At 30.2% G+C, this 20064-nt stretch carries 18 protein-coding genes; 16 read left to right on the top strand and 2 right to left on the bottom strand.

All coding sequences use genetic code 11. The features are described 5' to 3' along the window. The first annotated feature begins 154 nt into the window (after positions 1-154). The 14 genes from BEE63_RS01690 to BEE63_RS01625 all read left to right on the top strand — a co-directional run bounded on the left by BEE63_RS01690 (position 155) and on the right by BEE63_RS01625 (position 16134). A complete protein-coding gene (locus BEE63_RS01690; protein WP_066019735.1) occupies positions 155-1348 on the top strand; it encodes an MFS transporter in 1194 nt (397 codons plus the stop codon). 263 nt (positions 1349-1611) lie between these two features. Next, positions 1612-3519, top strand: coding sequence for an acyl-CoA dehydrogenase family protein (locus tag BEE63_RS21095; protein WP_081312434.1), 1908 nt, complete (start codon positions 1612-1614; stop codon positions 3517-3519). 32 nt (positions 3520-3551) lie between these two features. Next, on the top strand, positions 3552-4754 hold the full coding sequence (locus BEE63_RS01680; RefSeq protein ID WP_066019734.1) for an FprA family A-type flavoprotein: 1203 nt from the start codon (positions 3552-3554) through the stop codon (positions 4752-4754). A 182-nt stretch (positions 4755-4936) separates the two neighbouring features. After that, the gene (locus BEE63_RS01675) at positions 4937-6436 is read left to right on the top strand and encodes a sensor domain-containing diguanylate cyclase (RefSeq protein ID WP_066019733.1); all 1500 of its coding nucleotides are present in this window, start codon (positions 4937-4939) and stop codon (positions 6434-6436) included. 67 nt (positions 6437-6503) lie between these two features. Continuing rightward, positions 6504-7304 (top strand): helix-turn-helix domain-containing protein, encoded by an 801-nt coding sequence (locus BEE63_RS01670; RefSeq protein WP_066019732.1) that lies wholly within the window; start codon positions 6504-6506, stop codon positions 7302-7304. 77 nt (positions 7305-7381) lie between these two features. After that, the gene (locus tag BEE63_RS01665; RefSeq protein ID WP_066019731.1) at positions 7382-7777 is read left to right on the top strand and encodes a YtxH domain-containing protein; all 396 of its coding nucleotides are present in this window, start codon (positions 7382-7384) and stop codon (positions 7775-7777) included. A 9-nt stretch (positions 7778-7786) separates the two neighbouring features. Next, complete coding sequence (locus tag BEE63_RS01660; protein ID WP_066019730.1) at positions 7787-8128, top strand: hypothetical protein; 342 nt, start codon at positions 7787-7789, stop codon at positions 8126-8128. Positions 8129-8354: 226 nt separating this feature from the next. Further along, complete coding sequence (locus BEE63_RS01655; protein ID WP_066019729.1) at positions 8355-9473, top strand: helix-turn-helix domain-containing protein; 1119 nt, start codon at positions 8355-8357, stop codon at positions 9471-9473. 2 nt (positions 9474-9475) lie between these two features. Beyond that, positions 9476-9676 (top strand): PLDc N-terminal domain-containing protein, encoded by a 201-nt coding sequence (locus tag BEE63_RS01650; RefSeq protein ID WP_066019728.1) that lies wholly within the window; start codon positions 9476-9478, stop codon positions 9674-9676. Beyond that, the gene (locus BEE63_RS01645) at positions 9676-10593 is read left to right on the top strand and encodes an ABC transporter ATP-binding protein (protein ID WP_066019727.1); all 918 of its coding nucleotides are present in this window, start codon (positions 9676-9678) and stop codon (positions 10591-10593) included. The genes BEE63_RS01650 and BEE63_RS01645 overlap by 1 nt, the downstream gene beginning before the upstream one ends. After that, a complete protein-coding gene (locus BEE63_RS01640; RefSeq protein WP_066019726.1) occupies positions 10590-11354 on the top strand; it encodes an ABC transporter permease in 765 nt (254 codons plus the stop codon). The genes BEE63_RS01645 and BEE63_RS01640 overlap by 4 nt, the downstream gene beginning before the upstream one ends. A 102-nt stretch (positions 11355-11456) precedes the next feature. Continuing rightward, positions 11457-14066 carry a LuxR C-terminal-related transcriptional regulator gene (locus BEE63_RS01635; protein WP_066019725.1) on the top strand — a complete coding sequence of 870 codons (2610 nt, stop codon included), beginning with the start codon at positions 11457-11459 and terminating at the stop codon, positions 14064-14066. A 120-nt stretch (positions 14067-14186) separates the two neighbouring features. Then, on the top strand, positions 14187-14711 hold the full coding sequence (locus tag BEE63_RS01630; protein ID WP_066019724.1) for a methyl-accepting chemotaxis protein: 525 nt from the start codon (positions 14187-14189) through the stop codon (positions 14709-14711). A gap of 10 nt (positions 14712-14721) precedes the next feature. Further along, the gene (locus BEE63_RS01625) at positions 14722-16134 is read left to right on the top strand and encodes a phytoene desaturase family protein (protein ID WP_066019723.1); all 1413 of its coding nucleotides are present in this window, start codon (positions 14722-14724) and stop codon (positions 16132-16134) included. An 81-nt stretch (positions 16135-16215) separates the two neighbouring features. Here BEE63_RS01625 and BEE63_RS01620 read toward each other — a convergent pair whose 3' ends face one another. Continuing rightward, positions 16216-17232 carry a glycosyltransferase family 2 protein gene (locus tag BEE63_RS01620; RefSeq protein WP_066019722.1) on the bottom strand — a complete coding sequence of 339 codons (1017 nt, stop codon included), beginning with the start codon at positions 17230-17232 and terminating at the stop codon, positions 16216-16218. Beyond that, positions 17233-17904 (bottom strand): phosphatase PAP2 family protein, encoded by a 672-nt coding sequence (locus tag BEE63_RS01615; protein ID WP_066019721.1) that lies wholly within the window; start codon positions 17902-17904, stop codon positions 17233-17235. 900 nt (positions 17905-18804) lie between these two features. On the opposite strand from BEE63_RS01615, the gene BEE63_RS01610 reads away from it, so the two are divergent. Next, entirely contained in the window at positions 18805-19083 is a 279-nt protein-coding gene (locus BEE63_RS01610; RefSeq protein ID WP_066019720.1) for a CD3324 family protein, read from the top strand. Between the two features lie 126 nt (positions 19084-19209). Then, on the top strand, positions 19210-19866 hold the full coding sequence (locus tag BEE63_RS01605) for a class I SAM-dependent methyltransferase (protein ID WP_066019719.1): 657 nt from the start codon (positions 19210-19212) through the stop codon (positions 19864-19866). Positions 19867-20064: the final 198 nt, after the last annotated feature.

The raw sequence follows: 20064 nt of genomic DNA, 5'->3' as shown, positions 1-20064 counted from the left end.
TTATGCAGATCATAGGACTAAGAATTAAGTTTCTTTAGTCCTATTTTTATTATGTACTTTTTAATGAAAATAGGAATATATGTGTTAATTTTACATAACAAAGAGTATAATGAAAATTGATAAATTTTGTTAAGAGTTTAGAGGAAGTGAGTTCATGGAAAAAAGTGTTTTTTCTAGGTATGAAATTAATTTTGTTGTAAGTTTAGCAGTTGCAATGGCTTTAAGACAGCTTGCTATGGTTATGATTCTCCCATTTATGTCGGTATATGGTAAGACACTTTTATATAGTACACCTGCACTCGTAGGTATAGCTATAGGAATATACGGTTTGATTCAAGGAATTATGCAGATGCCTTTTGGAAGCTTAAGTGACAGAATTGGAAGAAAAAATGTTATTACCATTGGTTCTCTATTTCTTGCATTAGGACTAGCTTTGGCAGCAATGGCCACTAATATTTACCTGCTTATATTAGCAAGAGCACTACAGGGAATAGGTGCCGTAGCTGCTGTTTGTTTTTCCTGGATTGGTGATAATATTGAAGAGAAAAAAAGAAATCAAGCAATGGGGATTGTTGGGATTTTTAGTGGAGCAGCAGGAGTAATAGGTTTTGTTGGAGGACCTTTCTTATATAACTTAATTTCAGTGCTTAAATTATTTTTATGCTGTTCCATTTTGGTATTTTTATCATGGCTTTATATAGTTATATTCCTTAAAAAGGACGATAATAATAAAACAAATAAAAAAGCAAAAAAAGTTGATTATAAGGGATTAATAAAAAACAAACTATTTGTTAAATTATCTATCTCTGGTTTTATTATAAGTTATGCTATGGTTAGTATATTTTATATTGTTCCTATAGTATTAGAAAAAAGTGTTGGAACAGCTTCAATGTGGAAAGTATTTTTGCCAGCAACTTTAATTGGTATTGTTATTATGATTGTTTCTTCAAAAATAGCAGATAGAGGAAAGTCAGGAGTGATGGCATTTCTTTCGTTTGCATGTGTATTATTTGGTGGAGCAAGCCTATTTTTTAATAATTTTTATGTTATACTTTTGGGAACAACCTTTTTTATGGCAGGCTACATGAATCTTAGTGCGATACTTCCTGGAAGTGTAACAAAACTTTCTACAAAAGATACTAGGGGAACCATTACCGGTATCTATAATACAGTTCAATTTATTGGTTCCTTTGCTGGCGGAGCTTTAACAGGATTATTATGGGGGATAAATAATCATTTGCCACCAGTATTTATTGTATTAGTTAGTGTACTTGGATGTATTCTTGTTAGAAGGTTAGAAAACTCGGATAATTATAAAGTTGATAATAAAGTAAAAGTACATGAATAAAATAGTATTTATAAAAAGAATTAAGGAAAGAAGGATAATGGATATATCAATTATCCTTCTTAACTTAAGCAGGAACGCGTTTAAAATCACCGCTTAGATTTATTAGCTTTATTTAATATTCATAATTAATATTAATTCGTTAATAATATTAATTATGTTGAAAACTATACCATTTAGGTATATAATAAATGTATACGATTTAGGTATACATTCCATAGAATGATTATTTTAGTAAATCGTATTAGTTAAAGGGAGGTGTATTTATGTTTTTTAAAACTACGGAGCAGCATGAAAATTTAAGAGAAAAAATTAGAAAGTTTGCAGAGGAAGAAGTTAAACCTATAGCATTTATGCTGGATCAAGAAAACAAATTTCCATCGGAGATAGTTTCTAAATTAGCAGATATGGATATGATGGGAATTCCATATGCTAAAAAGTATGGTGGAGCAGGGCTTGATGTAATAAGTTATGCAATTGCCGTTGAGGAATTATCAAGGGTAGATGGCGGTACAGGAGTAATTCTTTCTGCGCATACCTCACTAGGAACGTATCCAATTGCAGCTTATGGTACAGAACAGCAGAAACAAAAATACCTAGTTCCATTAGCTAAAGGAGAAAAGCTTGGTGCATTCGGACTTACAGAGGAGAATGCAGGAAGTGATGCTGGGGGTACAGAAACAACTGCCGTTTTAGAAGGCGATTATTATATTTTAAATGGTGAAAAGATATTTATTACTAATGGCGGTGAAGCAGATATATATGTTATTTTTGCAGTTACAACGCCTAATATTGGCACTCATGGTATCAGTGCTTTTATTGTTGAAAAAGGCTTTGAAGGTTTTACCTTTGGAAAGCATTATGACAAGATGGGAATTAGATCTTCTGCTACATCAGAACTAATTTTTAATAATGTAAAAGTACCTAAGGAAAATTTACTGGGAAAAGAAGGACAGGGCTTTAAAATTGCTATGGCTACTTTAGATGGAGGACGTATAGGTATTGCATCTCAGGCACTTGGAATTGCTCAAGGTGCTTATGAAAATGCACTAGAGTATTCAAAGGAAAGAGTTCAGTTTGGAAAGCCTATCTGTCAGCAGCAGAGCATTGCTTTTAAATTAGCGGATATGGCAACAAAGCTTAGAGCAGCAAGACTTCTCATTTATAGTGCAGCAGAATTAAAAACAAATCATGAAAGTTACAGCATGGAAGCTGCTATGGCAAAACAGTATGCTTCAGATGTTTGCCTTGAAATTGTAAATGATGCACTCCAAATATTTGGAGGAAGTGGATATTTAAAAGGTATGGAAGTTGAACGTGCTTATAGAGATGCTAAGATTTGTACAATATATGAAGGAACTAATGAAATTCAGAGAGTGGTTATCGCTGCACATATTATTGGTAAGATGGCAAAGAGCAGTAATTCTAATAGAAGCCATAAGGCAGAACCTGCTACGGGTTATAGAAAGAAAGTAATGTTTAAGGAAGGAACTTCTAAGGAAAAGGTTGATTCACTTGTAGAAGCTCTAAAAAAAGATGGTTATGACTTTACAGTTGGGATACCTATAGACACGCCTATAGCTAAAGCTGAAAGGGTGGTTAGTGCTGGTGTTGGAATAGGTGAAAAAGAGAATATGAAACTTATAGAGGCTTTGGCAGTTCAAGCTGGTGCAGCTGTAGGTTCTTCACGTCCAGTAGCTGAAACTCTTAAATATGTACCACTTAATCGTTATGTTGGTATGTCTGGCCAAAAATTCAACGGAAATTTATACATTGCCTGCGGTATTTCTGGTGCAGGACAGCATTTAAAGGGAATAAAAAATGCAGCTACTATTGTCGCCATAAATAATAATCCTAATGCTAAAATTTTCAAAAATGCTGATTATGGAATTGTTGGTGATTTAAAAGATATACTTCCACTTTTAACTGAGGCGCTTGATAATGGACAGCCAAAGAAGGAGGCTCCTCCAATGAAAAAAATGAAGAGAGCAGTTCCAAAGAAAGTTGTTCCAACATGGAAACATTATGTTTGCAATGGCTGCGGTTATGAATATGATCCTGGCATAGGTGATCCAGAGGCAGAAATAGCTGAAGGTACACTTTTTGAAAATTTACCAGAAGAATGGAATTGTCCTATTTGTGGTGAGGAAAAAGACATGTTCATAGAAGTATAATAATATGCTTTTAGCGTAAAGGAGGATTAGTCATGTATTGTGTTAGAAAAATAACTGAAGATCTTTATTGGATTGGTGGAAATGATCACCGCCTTGCTCTATTTGAAAATATTCATCCTATTCCATATGGGGTTTCATATAATTCATATTTACTTTTAGACGATAAAACAGTATTGTTTGATACAGTAGATTGGTCAATTTGCCGTCAGTTTATTGAAAATATTGAAAAAGTTTTGGATGGTAAAACCCTAGATTATATGGTAATAAATCATGTTGAGCCGGATCATGCAGCATGCGTTGAGGAAATTGTACTGCGCTATCCTAATGTGAAAATTGTGTGCACAGAAAAGGCATTTATGTTCATGCATCAATTTGGGTTCAACATTGGTGAAGAAGTAATAAAAGTTAAAGAGGGGGACACAATGTCTTTTGGTAAGCATGTGATTGCTTTTGTATCTGCTCCAATGGTACATTGGCCAGAAGCTATGGTTTCTTATGATACTACTAATGGTGTATTATTTTCTGCTGATGCCTTTGGCTCATTTAGGGCTTTGGATGGAAAGCTATTTAATGATGAAGTGAATTTTGATCGTGATTGGATTGATGAAGCTAGAAGGTATTATACCAATATTGTAGGTAAGTATGGTCCTCATGTTCAAGCTCTTTTGAAAAAAGCAGGTACTCTTGATATTAAATATATTTGCCCACTGCACGGTTTGGTATGGCGCAATAATTTTGGATATCTACTGGATAAATATAATAAGTGGAGCAGCTATGAACCAGAAGAAAAGGGAGTAATGATTGTATATGCCACAATGTATGGTGATACAGAAGCTGCTGCCAGTGATTTAGCAGTAAGGTTAGTTAAAAAAGGAATGACAAATGTTGTTATGTATGATGTTTCTAAGACTAATGTTTCATATTTGATTTCTGAAACATTTAAATACAGCCATATAGTTCTTGCATCGGTTACTTATAACCTGAAGATTTATCCACCAATGCTTAATTATATAATGGATATGAAAGCTTTAAATCTTCAAAAACGTACATTTGCACTTATAGAAAATGGTTCATGGGCACCTCAGTCTGGAAAGTTAATGCATGAGCTTTTAGGTGAAATGAAGGAAATGACTATTTTGGACAGCGATATTACAGTAAGTTCAGCTATGAAGGAAGATGATGCTGAATCAATGGACAATATTGCTGATAGTATTATTGCTTCTATGGATAAATAAAATTTATAAATATTTATATAATAGGATTAAGAAATAAATTTTCTTGATCCTATTTTTTTATATATTATTTAATAATTAATGTGATGATTCATATGTATAAGAGTTAATCTAGTAAGTCATATGTGTATTGTGATATAATAAAATCTATATTAGAAAGTAAAACTAAAGATAGGGCTGATTAAATGAAATTTTTATATAAATTTACATTGATTTTAGGCGCTGTAGTTGCTTTTTGTTGTATTATTCAATTTTGGGTGTTTAATAGATTTTTTGTTTCTAATAATAATTCATTGTTATTAAGTATTAATGAAAGGGAATCAGAAAATATTAATATGCAGCTTTCAGAAAACTTTCGCAAAATAGAAAACTCCTTAAAGATAGTTGCAGCAAATGATGAAGTTAGAAACAGTCAGGAACTTATAGATAAATTTAATAGTACTGCACCTGAAATAGATGTAATAACTATTCTTGATTCAAAAGGAAACATTTTACATGTATCTGGTAATAAATATAATCCAACGGTTTCAAATTTAGCTTACAGGGATTATTTTAAAAAAGCTATTACTGGTAAAACCTATATAAGTGATATTTTTACAACGCAAAGGGGCTCTAAAGTAGTTACAATATCAGTTCCAGTTGTAAATGAAAATAGAATTGATGGGGTAGTTGTTGGGACTGTCAAATTACAAGGTACTTCATTAGCATCAATGTTTGATAATAAAAAGTTTGGAAAAAATGGATATATTTCCATTCTCGATAGCAAGGGTTATATTGTCTATCATCCTGATAAAAAAAGGATTGGAAAGAAGTCTGTAATTTTTAGCAAGTTAAATGGAAAATCAGGTTCAAAAATTGAAAAAGATTTTTCGGGAAAGGATCAATTTATTGGCTATAGTAAAATACCAAATTTAAATTGGAGTGTGATTGTTAGTACACCAACTGCAGAGGTAATGAAAAGTAGAAATATTGTAAATTATGAGACACTGTTAATGTCAATTATACTAGGCGTTTTAATTACTTTACTTGGGGCGTATACAGTAAGACGTTATACTAAACCTTTAGATCAGCTAATTTTTTCATTTAATTCTTTGAAGGATGGAAAGTACAAAAAAATTGATTCGAGTAATTATAAAGAAGAGTTTCATGAAATGGTTAAGGTTTATAATAATACAATTGCAAGATTAGAAGAGGAATATAGTGAACTTGAAGAGGCTGCAAATATAGATTCATTAACAGGAGCTCTTAATAGGCGAGCTTTTGATAATCTTTTGAGTGATGTTAGGCATGAAATAAATATTTGTAGTTTAGAGAGTTTAGGAATTATTCTACTAGATGTTGATCATTTTAAGGGTTTAAATGATACGTGCGGACATTTGGCTGGTGATAAAGTACTTAAGAGGCTCGCTGAAATAATGAAGTCTGCTGCAGGAAAGAAATCTGTATTTAGATTTGGCGGAGATGAATTTGTGATTGTACTTAGAAACATTTCAGATGAAAAACTGGTATCTATTGCAGAAGAGATTCGATTAAGTGGTGAAGTGTTTTTAGCCGGTTGTACTGTGAGTATTGGTGTTTCTAGATTTCCTAAAGATACTCATTCTGTAGATGAATTACTAGAGTTTGCGGATAAGGCTCTTTATGCAAGTAAGAAAAGCAAAAATAAAGTAACAATGTACTCTTGATTTACTTTGAATAATTTTTATGGTGGAATTAGCCACAAAATATAAGTTGTGTTGGAGGAAACACATTATGGATAATTATTTTTCAGTGCAAGTTCCTTTGGCAGAAAACAAAAAAATCAAAGATAAATTTAAATATGAAGAGGTACTAGCAACGTCTGAATTGGCGGATACTGTATGCTGCTATTGGAATTTTTCTTCATATGATTTTAGTGACTCAGATATTATATTAATGCCAGATCCATGCATTAATGTAATTGTAGATCTTAATAATATGAAAAACATATACATATTAGGCCCTCTTGATAAGCCATTTAAGTATAAATTTACTAAGACGTCTAGGTTTTTTGGAATAAAGTTTCTTCCGGGAAGATTTTCTACATTTTCAGCTATTCCTATTAAAAGTATTAAAAACAGGTTTATTCCATTTGATAGTAAGTTTTATGATTTAAGTAAACTTTCCACATCTAGATTAATGAAAAGTGATATTAATAGTTTGCAAAATTATGCAAATGAAGAAATTTTAAATTCTAAAGAATACAACATTATAAAAAACTCAAGGCTAAATATATTTGATTCTGTAGAACAGATATATATAAGAAAAGGAAATATATGTATATCAGATTTAGCACAAATAAGCAACTGTAGCATAAGGACACTTTCTAGAAAATATGATGCTATGATTGGAATGAATCCAAAATTCATGTGTAGAATTATAAGGTTTCAGTACACTCTTTTTTGCTATTATAATAATTTGGAAGCTAACTTGACAGACTTAGCTATAATGAGTGGCTATTATGATCAATCTCACTTTTATAAGGATTTTAAAGAATTTATTGGCATTTCTCCATCTAAATTAATTTTTTATTAAATTTTGTCCATTTTTTACAATACACCAAATTAGAAATATGATATAATTTTCTAATATTAACAAACGAGGTGATTAAAATGCTAAGAGAAATACTACACGAGAGAAAGATGAAGAAAATCAAAGAACAAAAAAGAAAAGAAGCTAAAAAGATTGCCATAGGGACTTTTAGTGGTATAGCAGCTGGAGTAGCTAGTGGACTATTATTTGCTCCTAAGTCTGGAAAAGAAGCACGTAAGGAAATAGCCGAAAAAACTTCAGAGGTAAATTCTAAAATCAAGGGAAATGCAGTTAATGTAAAAAATAACATTAAAGATAAGAACGATGAGTTGAAATCAAATATTGCTGAAGCAAGAGAAAAGATTTCAACATACCTTGCAAAGAAGAAATCAAAAGCTGCAAAAGATGAAACTTCAATGGAAGAGGCTTCTAATGATGAAGAAAATCTACAAGGAGATAGTTCTGAAGATAAATAGGGGTGCGCTATGTATATTAAATTATCAACTTTAGGTTTTATTTGTCTTGGAATGCTAATTGCAGTAGCTTTAATATATTTAATTATTCTTATTCATAAATTATCTCAAACTGTTTCAAAAGTGAATTTAATTATTGATAAAAACGAAAAAAATATCTCAGAGGTTATTGATAGCCTTCCTGAAATTTGTGAAAATATATCAGATATAGGTGAAAATGCAAGGCTGGTAACTGAAGTTGTAACGGAAGCAACAGCATCTGCGGTGGAAGCTAAGAATAATATTTCTGAGTATCTAGTAATTATTAAGGATATTATAGGTATGATTAGGGCGATTTTTAAAAAAGATAAATAGGATAGCGTATGCTGTCTTATTTATCTTTTTTGTTTCTTATTAGTTGACTTTTTTAACTAAAATCAACCACAAGTCCATTGAGTGGTTGATTTTTTTTGCATACAATATAGATATACCAAGTTTAACTATCGAAATTAATGTGCACTATAATATCTAAAAGATAGCATTTTGGTACAAATGAATCTCGAGTTTCATAGTGGTATATTTTATAAGGAGGAGAGATCCTATGAAAGAAATAAATTTAGCAAAGGTGCTTGTAAATAAAAGAAGAGAAAAGGGAATAACACAGGAGGAACTTGCAAATTATATAGGTGTCTCAAAGGCATCAGTCTCAAAGTGGGAGACAGGTTTAAGCTACCCTGATATTGTTTTTTTGCCACAGCTTGCAGCATATTTTAACATTAGTGTTGATGAGCTAATTGGATATGAACCTCAAATGACAAAAGAGGATATAAAAAGGCTTTATCATAAACTAGCTGCAGATTTTGCGGAAAAACCATTTGATGAGGTTAAAGGACACTGCCATAAAATTATAAAAAAATATTATTCATGTTTTCCACTGCTGCTTCAAATGGGAATTCTTCTACTCAATCATAGTTTGCTTTTAAAAGATAGAGATGAGCAAATAGCTTTATTAGATGAGGCAAAGGAGCTTTTCATAAGAGTAAAGTTGGAAAGTGAGGATGTAGAATTAGCGAGACAGGCATTGAATTTAGAAGCTGCATGCTGCTTATATAATGCTGATCCCAAAGGTGCACTTGAACTATTAGATGATTCAAACAATAGGATAATGATGCCTAATGAAACCATAATAGCAACGGCATATCAAATGCTTGGCAAAAATGAAAATGCCAAAGAAATCTTGCAAATTAGTATGTATCAGTATATTTTGAGTTTAATTGATGCATTTAGCCTCTACAGTACTTTTTATATTGATGATAAAGAAAAATATGAAGAAATATTCCATAGAGTTTTTACAATTACAAAAGCTTTTAATATGGAAAAACTTCATCCAACATTTTTGTTAAAGGTATATATATGTGCAGCACAAGGTTATGCAAGCTTAGGAGAGCAGGATAGAGCTTTAGATATATTAAATAAATACACAGAAATCTCAATAGGCGATATTTATCCAATTAAGCTGCATGGAGATGATTTCTTTGACTTATTAGATGACTGGCTATTACAGCTTGATCTTGGAATAAAGCCTGTAACTGATGAAAAAACTATAAAACAAAACATGCTTAATTCCGTAATAGGTAATCCAAATTTTGCAGTGCTTAAAGATAATTCTCGCTTTAAAAGTATAGTAGAAAAGCTAAAAAATAATTGCGAGGAGGCATAAACATGAGTGAATTTTCAGAGTATTTACCTTTTTTAATTCCACTTGCTATTATAGAAATTGTTCTGGCAGTTACAGCTCTTATTCATGTATTAAGGCATCCTAATTACCGCTTTGGAAATAAAATAATGTGGATAATAGTAGTGCTGATTTTTGAATTTATAGGTCCTATTGTTTATTTTACAATAGGTAGAGGTGATGACTAATGAATGCTCTAGAGATTGATGGACTTTATAAAAGTTTTGGAAACAATACAGTAATAAATGATTTACATTTAGTAATCCCAGAACATTCAATATTTGGTTTCATGGGACAAAATGGAGCAGGAAAGACAACTACAATGAAGATGGTACTTGGGCTATTAAAGCCTAACAGTGGAAATATTTATGTGTGCGGTGAAAAGGTAACTTATGGAGAAACTAAAACTAATCGTAATATAGGATATCTTCCAGATGTTCCTGAATTTTATGGATATATGAAACCTACAGAGTATCTTAAACTTTGTGGTGAAATTACTGGACTTACAAAAAATAAAATTAAAGAAAGAAGCGAAAAGCTCCTTTCTTTAGTTGGAATTTCAAATGTAAATAAAAAAATTGGAGGTTTTTCTCGAGGTATGAAGCAGAGGCTTGGAATTGCGCAGGCACTTTTAAATGAGCCCAAACTACTAATTTGCGACGAGCCAACTTCGGCACTTGATCCAATTGGTAGAAAGGAAATTCTTGATATTTTACTGTCTGTAAAGGGAAAAACTACGGTTATATTTTCAACACATATTCTTTCTGATGTTGAACGCATTTGTGATCATGTTGCTATTTTAAATAAGGGGAAAATTGCACTTTCAGGTACTTTATCTGAGATAAAAGAGCATTACAGAAGAGACTCTTTTATTATAGATTTTATAAGTAAAGAAGATGCAGCTCATTTTTATGAATGTGAAGAATTGAAAACTTCAAAAGTACAGCTAAAAAAAGATGAATATGAGGTTATAGTTAAAGCTTCAGATATAAAAGATGGTGGTCAGTTTATAATTGACTTATTATCAAAAAAGCAAATTGTGCCAGTTAAATTTGAATTAACGGAGCCAACACTAGAAAGTTTGTTCATGGAGGTAGTAAAATGACAAATTATATTGCATTTTTAAAAAAAGAACTTCTTGAAAGTGTGAGGACATATAAATTTTTTATTATCCTAGCTGTTTTTTTTGCATTCGGAATGATGAGTCCTCTTGCAGCAAAACTAATGCCAAAGCTTATTTCTTATGCACAAAAGGACGGAATGAAGATATCGATGCCAGAGCCAGCTGCAATTGATTCTTGGAAGCAGTTTTTTAAAAATATTTCGGGAATGGGATTAATTTCTATTGTTTTAGTGTTTAGTGGGATTTTAACAAGTGAACTGTCTAAAGGGACTTTAGTAAATATGCTTACTAAGGGCTTAAATAGAAGTACGGTTATATTATCAAAGTTTACAGCTATGATAATTATTTGGACGATAAGTTATGCTTTGGCTTTTGTAATGGCTTTTATATATACAGCATATTTATTTAAAAATCATCAAATGAATAATTTGTTGTTTTCAATATTTTGTTTATGGCTTTTCGGAGTGCTTTTATTAGCAGTAATTTTATTAGGAGGAGTTCTTGTAAAAAGTGGTTATGGGTGCCTTTTTGTAACAGGAATAGTTGCTGCATTTTTAATGTTCCTTAATGTGTTTCCTAAACTTCAAAAATTCAATCCTTTTTCTCTTACATCTTACAATGTAGGACTGCTTACGAATTCTGTAAAGGTATCAGAGCTAAAATATGTCATTTTTATTTCATGTACACTAATAATAGCTTGCGTTATAGGTTCTATTACAATATTTGATAAGAAGCAAATTTAATACTTTTGTTAGTTTTTAATTTTAGAAAAACCTTTACATTTACGCTAAATAATTTTTGTAGTAAAATTAATCACAAGAGATATAGTAGAAAAGAGATTTTTTATGTATAAAGAAAGTCAATTAATTGCAACTAAATTTAATATTCCAGTTTTAGGTTCAAAAATGATTAAGAGAACAAGGCTGCTTAAAAAACTAGATACATGTTTTGAGTATAGGCTTACATTAGTTATTGCTCCAGCTGGATATGGTAAAACAACACTTGTGACTTCATGGCTTCCCAGAAAGCAAAAAAGGAAACTAATCACAACCTGGTTGTCGTTAGATGAAGATGATAATGATCCGGAATACTTTTGGAGCTATTTTTTTATGTCCTTGTATAAGAAAATGCCAGATATAACTGACATTAAAAGTGAAGGAACAAGGTTTAATAAACTGCACATTTCTCATTTTATAAATACTGTTTGTAAATTTGATGGTGAAATACTTATGGTTATTGATGATTTTAATGTCATAACAAATGATATTATACTTAAAAATATGAAGTATTTAATAATGAATATGTCTTTAAATATGCATATTTTGATTCTTAGCAGAACTTTTCCTAAATTTACACTTGCCAGGCTTAGAGCAGCAGATAGTATTTTGGAAATTAATCAGTATGACTTACAGTTTACCTATGAAGAAACCTCTCAGTTTTTTTGTAAAGTATTAGGTAGCAAATTGATCTGTGATAAATGTAGTGAAGTATGGAAAGAAACAGAAGGCTGGGCTGCAGGAATTCAAATGATGATGCTTGCTATTAAAAATTTTGGTGAAAAAAGTTTAAACAACAATTTTGTGTTTGAATATATGATGGAAGAGGTATTTTTTAATTTAAACGAAAATACAAAAAAATTTTTAATATACACGTCTATTGTTGATCAGTTTTCTGTTGAACTTGGTAATTACTTACTTTGTATTAATAATAGTAGCGATATTATTAATGAAGTTGAAATGTTAAACTTATTTTTAATAAGCCTTGATGGTGAGAGAAAAGGGTTCCGTTATCATAATTTATTTAGAAGTTTTTTGAAGAAGCAGCTGAATAAATTAGATATTGATATCATACATAAACTATATAACAGAGCAGCTGAGTGGTATGAGACTAATAAACAAGTAAATAAAGCAGTATATAACTATACAAAAGGAGAGAATTTTGAAAAAGCTGTAGAGCTTATTGAAAAAGTTAGTAGTGAAGTACTTTGCAGTGGACGGGCTAAGTTGCTTGGTAAATGGAGTAAAATGATTCCTAAAGATATTGTAATAACTAATTCTAGATTGCTTATGAATAGTGCGTGGGCAGCATCAGCAGATGGAAAGGCAAGTGAAGTTTCTGATTATATCATGATGGTTCAAAACTGCAAAAGTATACATAGTGAAATAAAAGCTGAAATAGCAGCATTAGTTTCTACAAATATGGCAGAGCTAGATGATATAGATGAGGTAATAGAAGAGTGTAAGAATGTACTTAAAGATTTAAAACCGAATGGATTTTTAACCCAGCTTATAACTTTTAATATAGCAAAAGCATATTTAATTAAAGCTGAGGTTGTAAAAGCAGAAGAGTATTTTGAAAAGTGTTTGAAAATGGCAATGAAAACTAATGAATGGTATATTGAGATAATGGCCAGTAAAGTATTACTTAGGCGGCAAAAGCTTAGTAGTAAATATAGACAGGCTGAAAAGAAATGCATAGAGTTAATTTCAAAGCTTAAAATAGATGGAGATATTGTACTGCCTATTGCGGGTGTTTTATATGCAGAATTGTCAGATGTTTATTATGGATGGAATAAACTTGAAAAGTCTATAAAAGCGGCAAAGGAAGGTTTGAATTTAGGTCTTGCTGGAGAAGATACATGGACAACAGCAGAAAACTATTTTATGCTTGCTAAAAATTATAATGCTATGGGATTGCATAAAGAATATGTAGGAACTATGGACAAACTTGAACAATGCTTTAATGGTGGCAGATTCTTTGATATGAAGCTAAGAATAGAAAGTTATGGAGCAGAAAGTAAACTTAAAAAAGGTGATGTAATAAAAGTTTCAGAATGGATGATTAATATAGAATCCGAAATGAAGAATGATATGGTAATAATTTATCCTGAGTTTTATATTGTTAAGATAAAGTTGTATATTTATGAAGGAGAAATAGATAAAGCAAGGAAAATATTAGGAACACTTGAGGAAGATGCTGAAAAGTATAAAGCTTGTGCCTTATTAGTAAAAGTTAGGATTTTAAATTCAATGATTTATGAAAAAAGTGGAGATATGAGCATGGCTATAAGCGAACTTAAAAAAGCGCTGGATTTAGATGAAGAACAAAATATGGTAAGAACATTTTTAAATGAAGGTAAATGGATGAAAAATATGCTTATTAAACTTAAAGAAAGTATAAAAAGTTATGATATGAGTACATATATTGATGTGTTATTAATAGGTTTTAAGCCAAGTTTTAAATCAGGTACTGATAATATAGAGAATATACTGAGTAAAAGAGAAATAGAAATTATTAAACTTATATGCGATGGAGCTACAAATGTAGAGATATCCCAAAAACTTTTTGTTTCAGTAAATACAGTTAAAACACATCTTTTGAATATATATACAAAGCTTGATGTTCACAGCAGGACAAGAGCAGTAGTTAAGGCAAAAAAATTAAAATTAATATAATAGTTATGATAAAGGGTGATTTTAATAATCATCCTTTTTTTCACCCTTTTGGGTGATGTATATATTATTTTTAGTATGTAAAATAAAGATATTTGATACTAATAATTGGAGGGAATAAATATGGATTTGACTGAACTACGAGAAAAAGATATTTGTGAAATAACAAGTAATTTAAAAAAGTTTACAGAACAATTAACTGTATCTGCAAGAGAAATGGCAAGTTCAGCAGAAAAATTAGCAGAAAATAGTCATAGTATAGGTGAACTTGCAAATAAGTCTTCAAATGGACTCAATAAGATGGACGATATCATAAAATACATAAAAGGAGTTTCTAAGACAACGAATATGTTAGGAATAAATGCCGCTATAGAATCAGCAAGAGCAGGGGAGAAGGGTAAGGGATTTGCTGTTGTTTCACAGGAAATACGTAATCTTGCTGCTCAAAGCAAGGCCTCAGCTGCTGATATTGGTAATAATTTAGACAAAATAAAAAATGATATGAATGGTATATTAGAGGTTATAAATACATTTACAAATGCAAGTGAAAGTCAAGTAACTCAAGCAGATCGACTAATAGAAAGCAGTGAAAGTATTAATGAGATAGCTCAAGAATTGCTGCAGTTTATCGAAAAATTAAAAATATGAGGTGAGTAATTTGAAGAAAAAGATTATTATTATTGGGGCTGGAATTAGTGGACTTTCAGCAGGTTGCTATGGTCAAATGAATGGATATGAAACAGAAATATTTGAAATGCAAAATACACCAGGAGGCTTGTGTACTTCCTGGAATAGAAATGGATATTTAATAGATGGATGCATTGACTGGCTTATAGGACTTAATCCAGATGATTTTATATATGATTTTTGGAAGGAACTTGGAGTATTTGATAATACGGAGTTTATACATCATGATTATATGATGCAGGTTGAAGGTATGGGAAAACATCTTGTTTTATACAGTGATGCTGACAAACTCCAAAAGCATTTGCTTGAATTATCTCCAGATGATTCATCATTAATTAAAGAATTTACAGAAGCTATAAAAGATAGCGCATTTTTTAGCAAAACTACTAAACCTATATTTAATAAGAAATTTGCATGTATGACGATGTATGATTTCATTAATCAGTTTAAAGATCCTTTTTTAAGAGAAGCGTTAGGTGTTTGCTTGTTACCATTAGATTCAAGAGAATACTGTGTTGGCGGACTTATTTTTAGACTTTCTTTTTATAATAGAAAAGATGCAGGCTGGCCTGTTGGTGGTTCTCTTGAATTTGCAAAAAAGATTGAGAATAAATATAAAGTTTTAGGTGGCAAGGTGAATTATAGAGCAGAAGTTAGCGAAATTATTGTAAATGAAAATAAGGCAGTAGGAGTGAAGTTAAAAGACGGTTCAGAGCATTATGCAGATTGTGTTATATCAGCGATAGATACTCATAGAGTACTATTTGATTTACTAAAAGGTAAATATGTGAATAATGAAATAAAAAATCTTTATAATAATGAAAAGGCGTTACACACATCAATGCAGGTATCGGTTGGAATTAATTGTGATTTGTCTTGTGAACCACATAGTCTGGCAATAAAATTAGAAGATCCTATTACTATTGGAGATACAGTTAATGAATACTTGTATTTAAAACATTTTTGCTTTGATAAAATAATATCTAATAAAAGCAAATCAGTTATAACATCAATTATTAAAACTGATTATGAATATTGGAGCAAATTATACAAAAAACCATGTGAGTATAAGGCAGAAAAAGAAAGAATTTGTAGGGAATTTATAATTGTAATTGAAAAAAGATTTCCAGAGATAAAGGGAAAAATTGAAGTTACTGATGTTGTTACGCCTGTGACTTACAATCGTTATGCAGGTGTTTGGCGCGGTTCATATCTAGGCTGGAGTGGAAGTGGAATAAAGGCAATAGATTTATCAGTAGTTCATGAACTTAAAAACTTTTATATGGCAGGACAATGGATCAAGCCGAGTGGAGGAGTTTCAGCAGCAATGATGGCTGGAAGAGAATGCATTTCTAAAATGTGTATGCAAATTAATGGTGCATAAATTTTTTATTATGTTTCAAATTAATCAACAAAAAAGTCATAAAACCAATAAGCATTTTATGACTTTTTTACATTGTTTATATTAATTAAATCCAAATACTTTTCTTGATATTGAATAACCTGCTAATATAAGCTTTCTGCCCAGAAGCCCTTTCAGTTTCATGCATAATCCAAGAATATATTTATTAACCTGCCTATATAATACTTTGTTTTTTAAATACAAGTAATTCCAAAGTTCTTTTTTCTTATTTAAACTTTCCTCTGTATTATCTCTCAGTAAAAGTACCGTACTAACTGTCATCATCATAATTAGATATTTAATCATATACTTACGTAGTTTTTTACATTCTATAAGCATAGGGTTATAACAGTCGATAATTATTTTTGTTACTTTAATTTGTTGATCAATACGTTTAATCATTACTTGCTCATTAACGGACTGATCTTCTCTTCCAATAAAGTATCTATAAAGGTCAACATTTATATAATACATTGTTTTTACATAAGGCAGAGGTTTATACACAAAAATATTGTCCACGTAGAATGTATGTTTAGGAAGATCTAAATTGCAATTTCTTAAAACTTCTGTTCTGTAAATAACAGAATGCATTAATATGTTTTGACTGCTTCTAAGATGGCCTAAATCATTCCACGTAAATATTTTTCCCTGTGGCATTGCATTTTTGTAATTGATGCTTTTAGATTTGTGAATATTCATATTTTCATATACATAATTTGCAATAAACATATCTACTGATTTGGAAGTCTCAATCATGTCTTTTAATGTACTGAGTACTTTTTTTAGACTACTCTTGTCAAACCAGTCATCGCTGTCTAAAACTTTAAAATATATTCCTGTTGAATGTTTAAGACCTGTGTTTATTGCATCACCATGTCCACCATTTTCTTTGTGTATTGCTTGTATTATATTTGGATATTTTTTTGCATATTCATCAGCAATTTTTGCAGTATCATCCATTGAACCATCATCTATAATTAAAATTTCCAAATACTCGCTTTCAATCAGCAGAGATTCTATAGCTCTCTCCATATATTCTGCTGAATTGTAACAAGGTATTACTACAGTAAGAACTTTCATTTATACCTCCTGATTGATAAATTTAAGTGTTTTGTAAAGTTGCAAGCGTAAGGATAATTGCCATGTTAATTCAGCTAGAGCTATACCTCCTACAACATCAACTATAACATGCTGCTTTGTTACAAGTGTTGAGATACATATCATTACTGCAATAAATAGCGAAAAATAGCGGTACCATGATGGAACAGATTTACAATTTCTCACGCCAACGAAACAATACCAACTGACTAAACAGTGAATTGATGGAAAGAGATTATCTGCTGCATCTACGCTATATATGAATTTAAGCATGTCCATAAAAACACCTGAAGTAGTAAGGTCAGGTCTTATATTAGTTGTAGGAAATGTTATATACAGTATGCCACATACTAATTTTCCTAATAAATCAGCCATTATAAGACGATAACATTGATGTTTATTTACTCTACTAATTAGTATATAATTAGCAATCCAGAAAAGATAACTTCCCAAATAAATGAGAGCAAATATTGGAACCACAGGAATTCTATCATCCAAACGAGTTGTTAAATTGTGAAAAACGCTGTGAGAATTATATTTATTAATGAAGCGTGAACCTGAATATACAGTGAAATTAAAAATTACACATATAATTAAAGGTTTAGCAGCGTATTCTGGTATAATTTTGTATATTTGTTTTAATATTGTTTTCATCCCATGCTCCTTTTAAATTATAAGTATATTTATATAATTATTTGTCCCCCACAAATAATAATTTACATTAATAAAAAGTATAAGATAATCTGAGTACAGTTTTATGTACAATCAAATAATCCTAAGTATAATATTTTATGTTGCATTAAGTCAAGGTATTATAAAAATATTATCATTTTAAGTATACATATAATAAAAAAATATTTAAAGGCTTATCATAAATAATATAATAAAAAATAGTTAACAAAATGCAAAATTCAGTTGAAAATTTTAATATAATAGAACTATTTATGTCAACTAAACTTAAAGATTTTTTACAGTATACTAAAATAATACATTAAAAACTTAAAATAATACTTACGTAATTCTTAAATTTTCCTTAATTTATAGCAAAGGCGATAATTTCACTATAAACTATAGCGTTTTGATATAAAATTTCCGACCCAACTATTAGATTATGCATACACCATAATGCTTTATGACTAATATTTTGGAGCATGCATAATTTAAGTTCTACATTGTGAAAACTTTAGTTACTTAATTATTCTAAAATGTAATCATAAATCTGCATGTTAATATGCATAAGATTATATACGTATAATTATATCATTTTTATTTACAAATTTGAAACATGTATTATAAGGTAAATAATGCTTAGTGTTTAACTTAAAAATTTATAGTCGTATAATTGAGTCTATTTCTTATGAAAGGCATTTAAATTGCAGTGGTAATACTTTTGTGCAGTTTGTGTTATTATAATATTAAGTATGTGAAGGGGGAATTTTATATGGGAAGATATTCTATTTGTGCATAGCAGAGGCTATTGCATAAATTATAAAGTTGAATGTAAGATAGCCTTTGCAAATCCTAAAAAATAAATTTGATTTTGGGAGGAGCACAATGAGCTATATTAAGGCCAACGATGTACTACCACAGGAACTTTTGGAGATAATTCAAAAGTATGTAGATGGTGAGTATGTATATATTCCAAGGAAAGAATGTAATAAAAAAAAGTGGGGAGAAAATACAAAAATTAGAAGTGAAATTACAACTAGAAATGAAAATATTTATAAAAAATATAAATGTGGTAAATGTGTAAAAGATCTTGCTAGAAGGTATTATCTGTCACCCAAAAGTATACAGAGAATTATTTTGCAAATGAAAAGGAAAGAGCAATAACAAAATGTGCTGTAAAGCTTAAATGCTTTATGGCACATTTTTACTTCAGAAGAATCTTTAAGGTCGCTAAGTAATTATATTAGTAATATAATTTTATTATGATATCTAATTAGGAGGCGTATTTAATTGAATTTAGAGAAAATGGGAGACTTTTTTAATAAGCGAGCTGGCGGCTATGAAGAACATATGATGAAAAATGTAGAGGGTTCAAATGAATATTATATTGAAACGGCAAAACTTATACCACAGAATGGAAAAATAAATTTGCTTGATTTAGGATGTGGAACAGGATTAGAATTAGATGAAATTTTTAAAGTTAATCCAGAAACTATGGTTACAGGTATTGACTTAGCTAAAAATATGATGGAAAAAATAAAGGAAAAGCACAAGGATAAAGTAGAACAGTTAAAGCTTATTAATCATGATTATTTTACTTATGATGTGGGGGAGCATATATTTGATGTTGCTGTGTCAGTTGAATCACTTCATCATTTTACACATGAAGAGAAAATTAAATTGTATAAAAAGATTTTTAGGAGTTTAAAACCAACTGGATTTTATATTGAGACTGATTATATGGCTCCCAATCAGGAATATGAGGATTATCACTTTAAAGAGAATGAAAGAATACGATTAGAACTCGGAATAACTAATGGATTGTATCATTATGACACTCCTTGTACTGTGGAAAATCAAATTAAGATGCTTAAAGAAGCAGGATTCACATCTGTGGAAAAAGTTTGGCAGCATACAAATACAGTTATTTTATTAGCAAAAATATGAATTAAGGTTGCAGAATAAATATTAAATAGGAAAAAATATATTTTGTAAAGGTTAAATGAAAAAGTGGTGTTTTTGAATATAATGTATTATTCAAAAGTATCACTTTTTTTAGTGGTACATATACAGTGTTTACAATTGATTACAGAATAAAATAGTAATATGATAAAATATAATAAATATTTTTAAAATGTTATCGTT

This window comes from Clostridium pasteurianum, from assembly GCF_001705235.1.
Lineage (GTDB): Bacteria > Bacillota > Clostridia > Clostridiales > Clostridiaceae > Clostridium_S > Clostridium_S pasteurianum_A.
Note: the sequence above shows the minus strand (reverse complement) of the source record. Positions and strands in the feature narration are given on the sequence as shown.

What these genes read in the sequence shown, in the direction of transcription:
- BEE63_RS01655 (WP_066019729.1), top strand. Translation starts at nt 8,355, where the DNA reads ATGAAAGAAATAAATTTAGCAAAGGTGCTTGTAAATAAAAGAAGAGAA.
- BEE63_RS01690 (WP_066019735.1), top strand. Translation starts at nt 155, where the DNA reads ATGGAAAAAAGTGTTTTTTCTAGGTATGAAATTAATTTTGTTGTAAGT.
- BEE63_RS21095 (WP_081312434.1), top strand. Translation starts at nt 1,612, where the DNA reads ATGTTTTTTAAAACTACGGAGCAGCATGAAAATTTAAGAGAAAAAATT.
- BEE63_RS01660 (WP_066019730.1), top strand. Translation starts at nt 7,787, where the DNA reads ATGTATATTAAATTATCAACTTTAGGTTTTATTTGTCTTGGAATGCTA.
- BEE63_RS01630 (WP_066019724.1), top strand. Translation starts at nt 14,187, where the DNA reads ATGGATTTGACTGAACTACGAGAAAAAGATATTTGTGAAATAACAAGT.
- BEE63_RS01635 (WP_066019725.1), top strand. Translation starts at nt 11,457, where the DNA reads ATGTATAAAGAAAGTCAATTAATTGCAACTAAATTTAATATTCCAGTT.
- BEE63_RS01675 (WP_066019733.1), top strand. Translation starts at nt 4,937, where the DNA reads ATGAAATTTTTATATAAATTTACATTGATTTTAGGCGCTGTAGTTGCT.
- BEE63_RS01610 (WP_066019720.1), top strand. Translation starts at nt 18,805, where the DNA reads ATGAGCTATATTAAGGCCAACGATGTACTACCACAGGAACTTTTGGAG.
- BEE63_RS01615 (WP_066019721.1), bottom strand. Translation starts at nt 17,904, where the DNA reads ATGAAAACAATATTAAAACAAATATACAAAATTATACCAGAATACGCT.
- BEE63_RS01670 (WP_066019732.1), top strand. Translation starts at nt 6,504, where the DNA reads ATGGATAATTATTTTTCAGTGCAAGTTCCTTTGGCAGAAAACAAAAAA.
- BEE63_RS01650 (WP_066019728.1), top strand. Translation starts at nt 9,476, where the DNA reads ATGAGTGAATTTTCAGAGTATTTACCTTTTTTAATTCCACTTGCTATT.
- BEE63_RS01645 (WP_066019727.1), top strand. Translation starts at nt 9,676, where the DNA reads ATGAATGCTCTAGAGATTGATGGACTTTATAAAAGTTTTGGAAACAAT.
- BEE63_RS01620 (WP_066019722.1), bottom strand. Translation starts at nt 17,232, where the DNA reads ATGAAAGTTCTTACTGTAGTAATACCTTGTTACAATTCAGCAGAATAT.
- BEE63_RS01680 (WP_066019734.1), top strand. Translation starts at nt 3,552, where the DNA reads ATGTATTGTGTTAGAAAAATAACTGAAGATCTTTATTGGATTGGTGGA.
- BEE63_RS01640 (WP_066019726.1), top strand. Translation starts at nt 10,590, where the DNA reads ATGACAAATTATATTGCATTTTTAAAAAAAGAACTTCTTGAAAGTGTG.
- BEE63_RS01665 (WP_066019731.1), top strand. Translation starts at nt 7,382, where the DNA reads ATGCTAAGAGAAATACTACACGAGAGAAAGATGAAGAAAATCAAAGAA.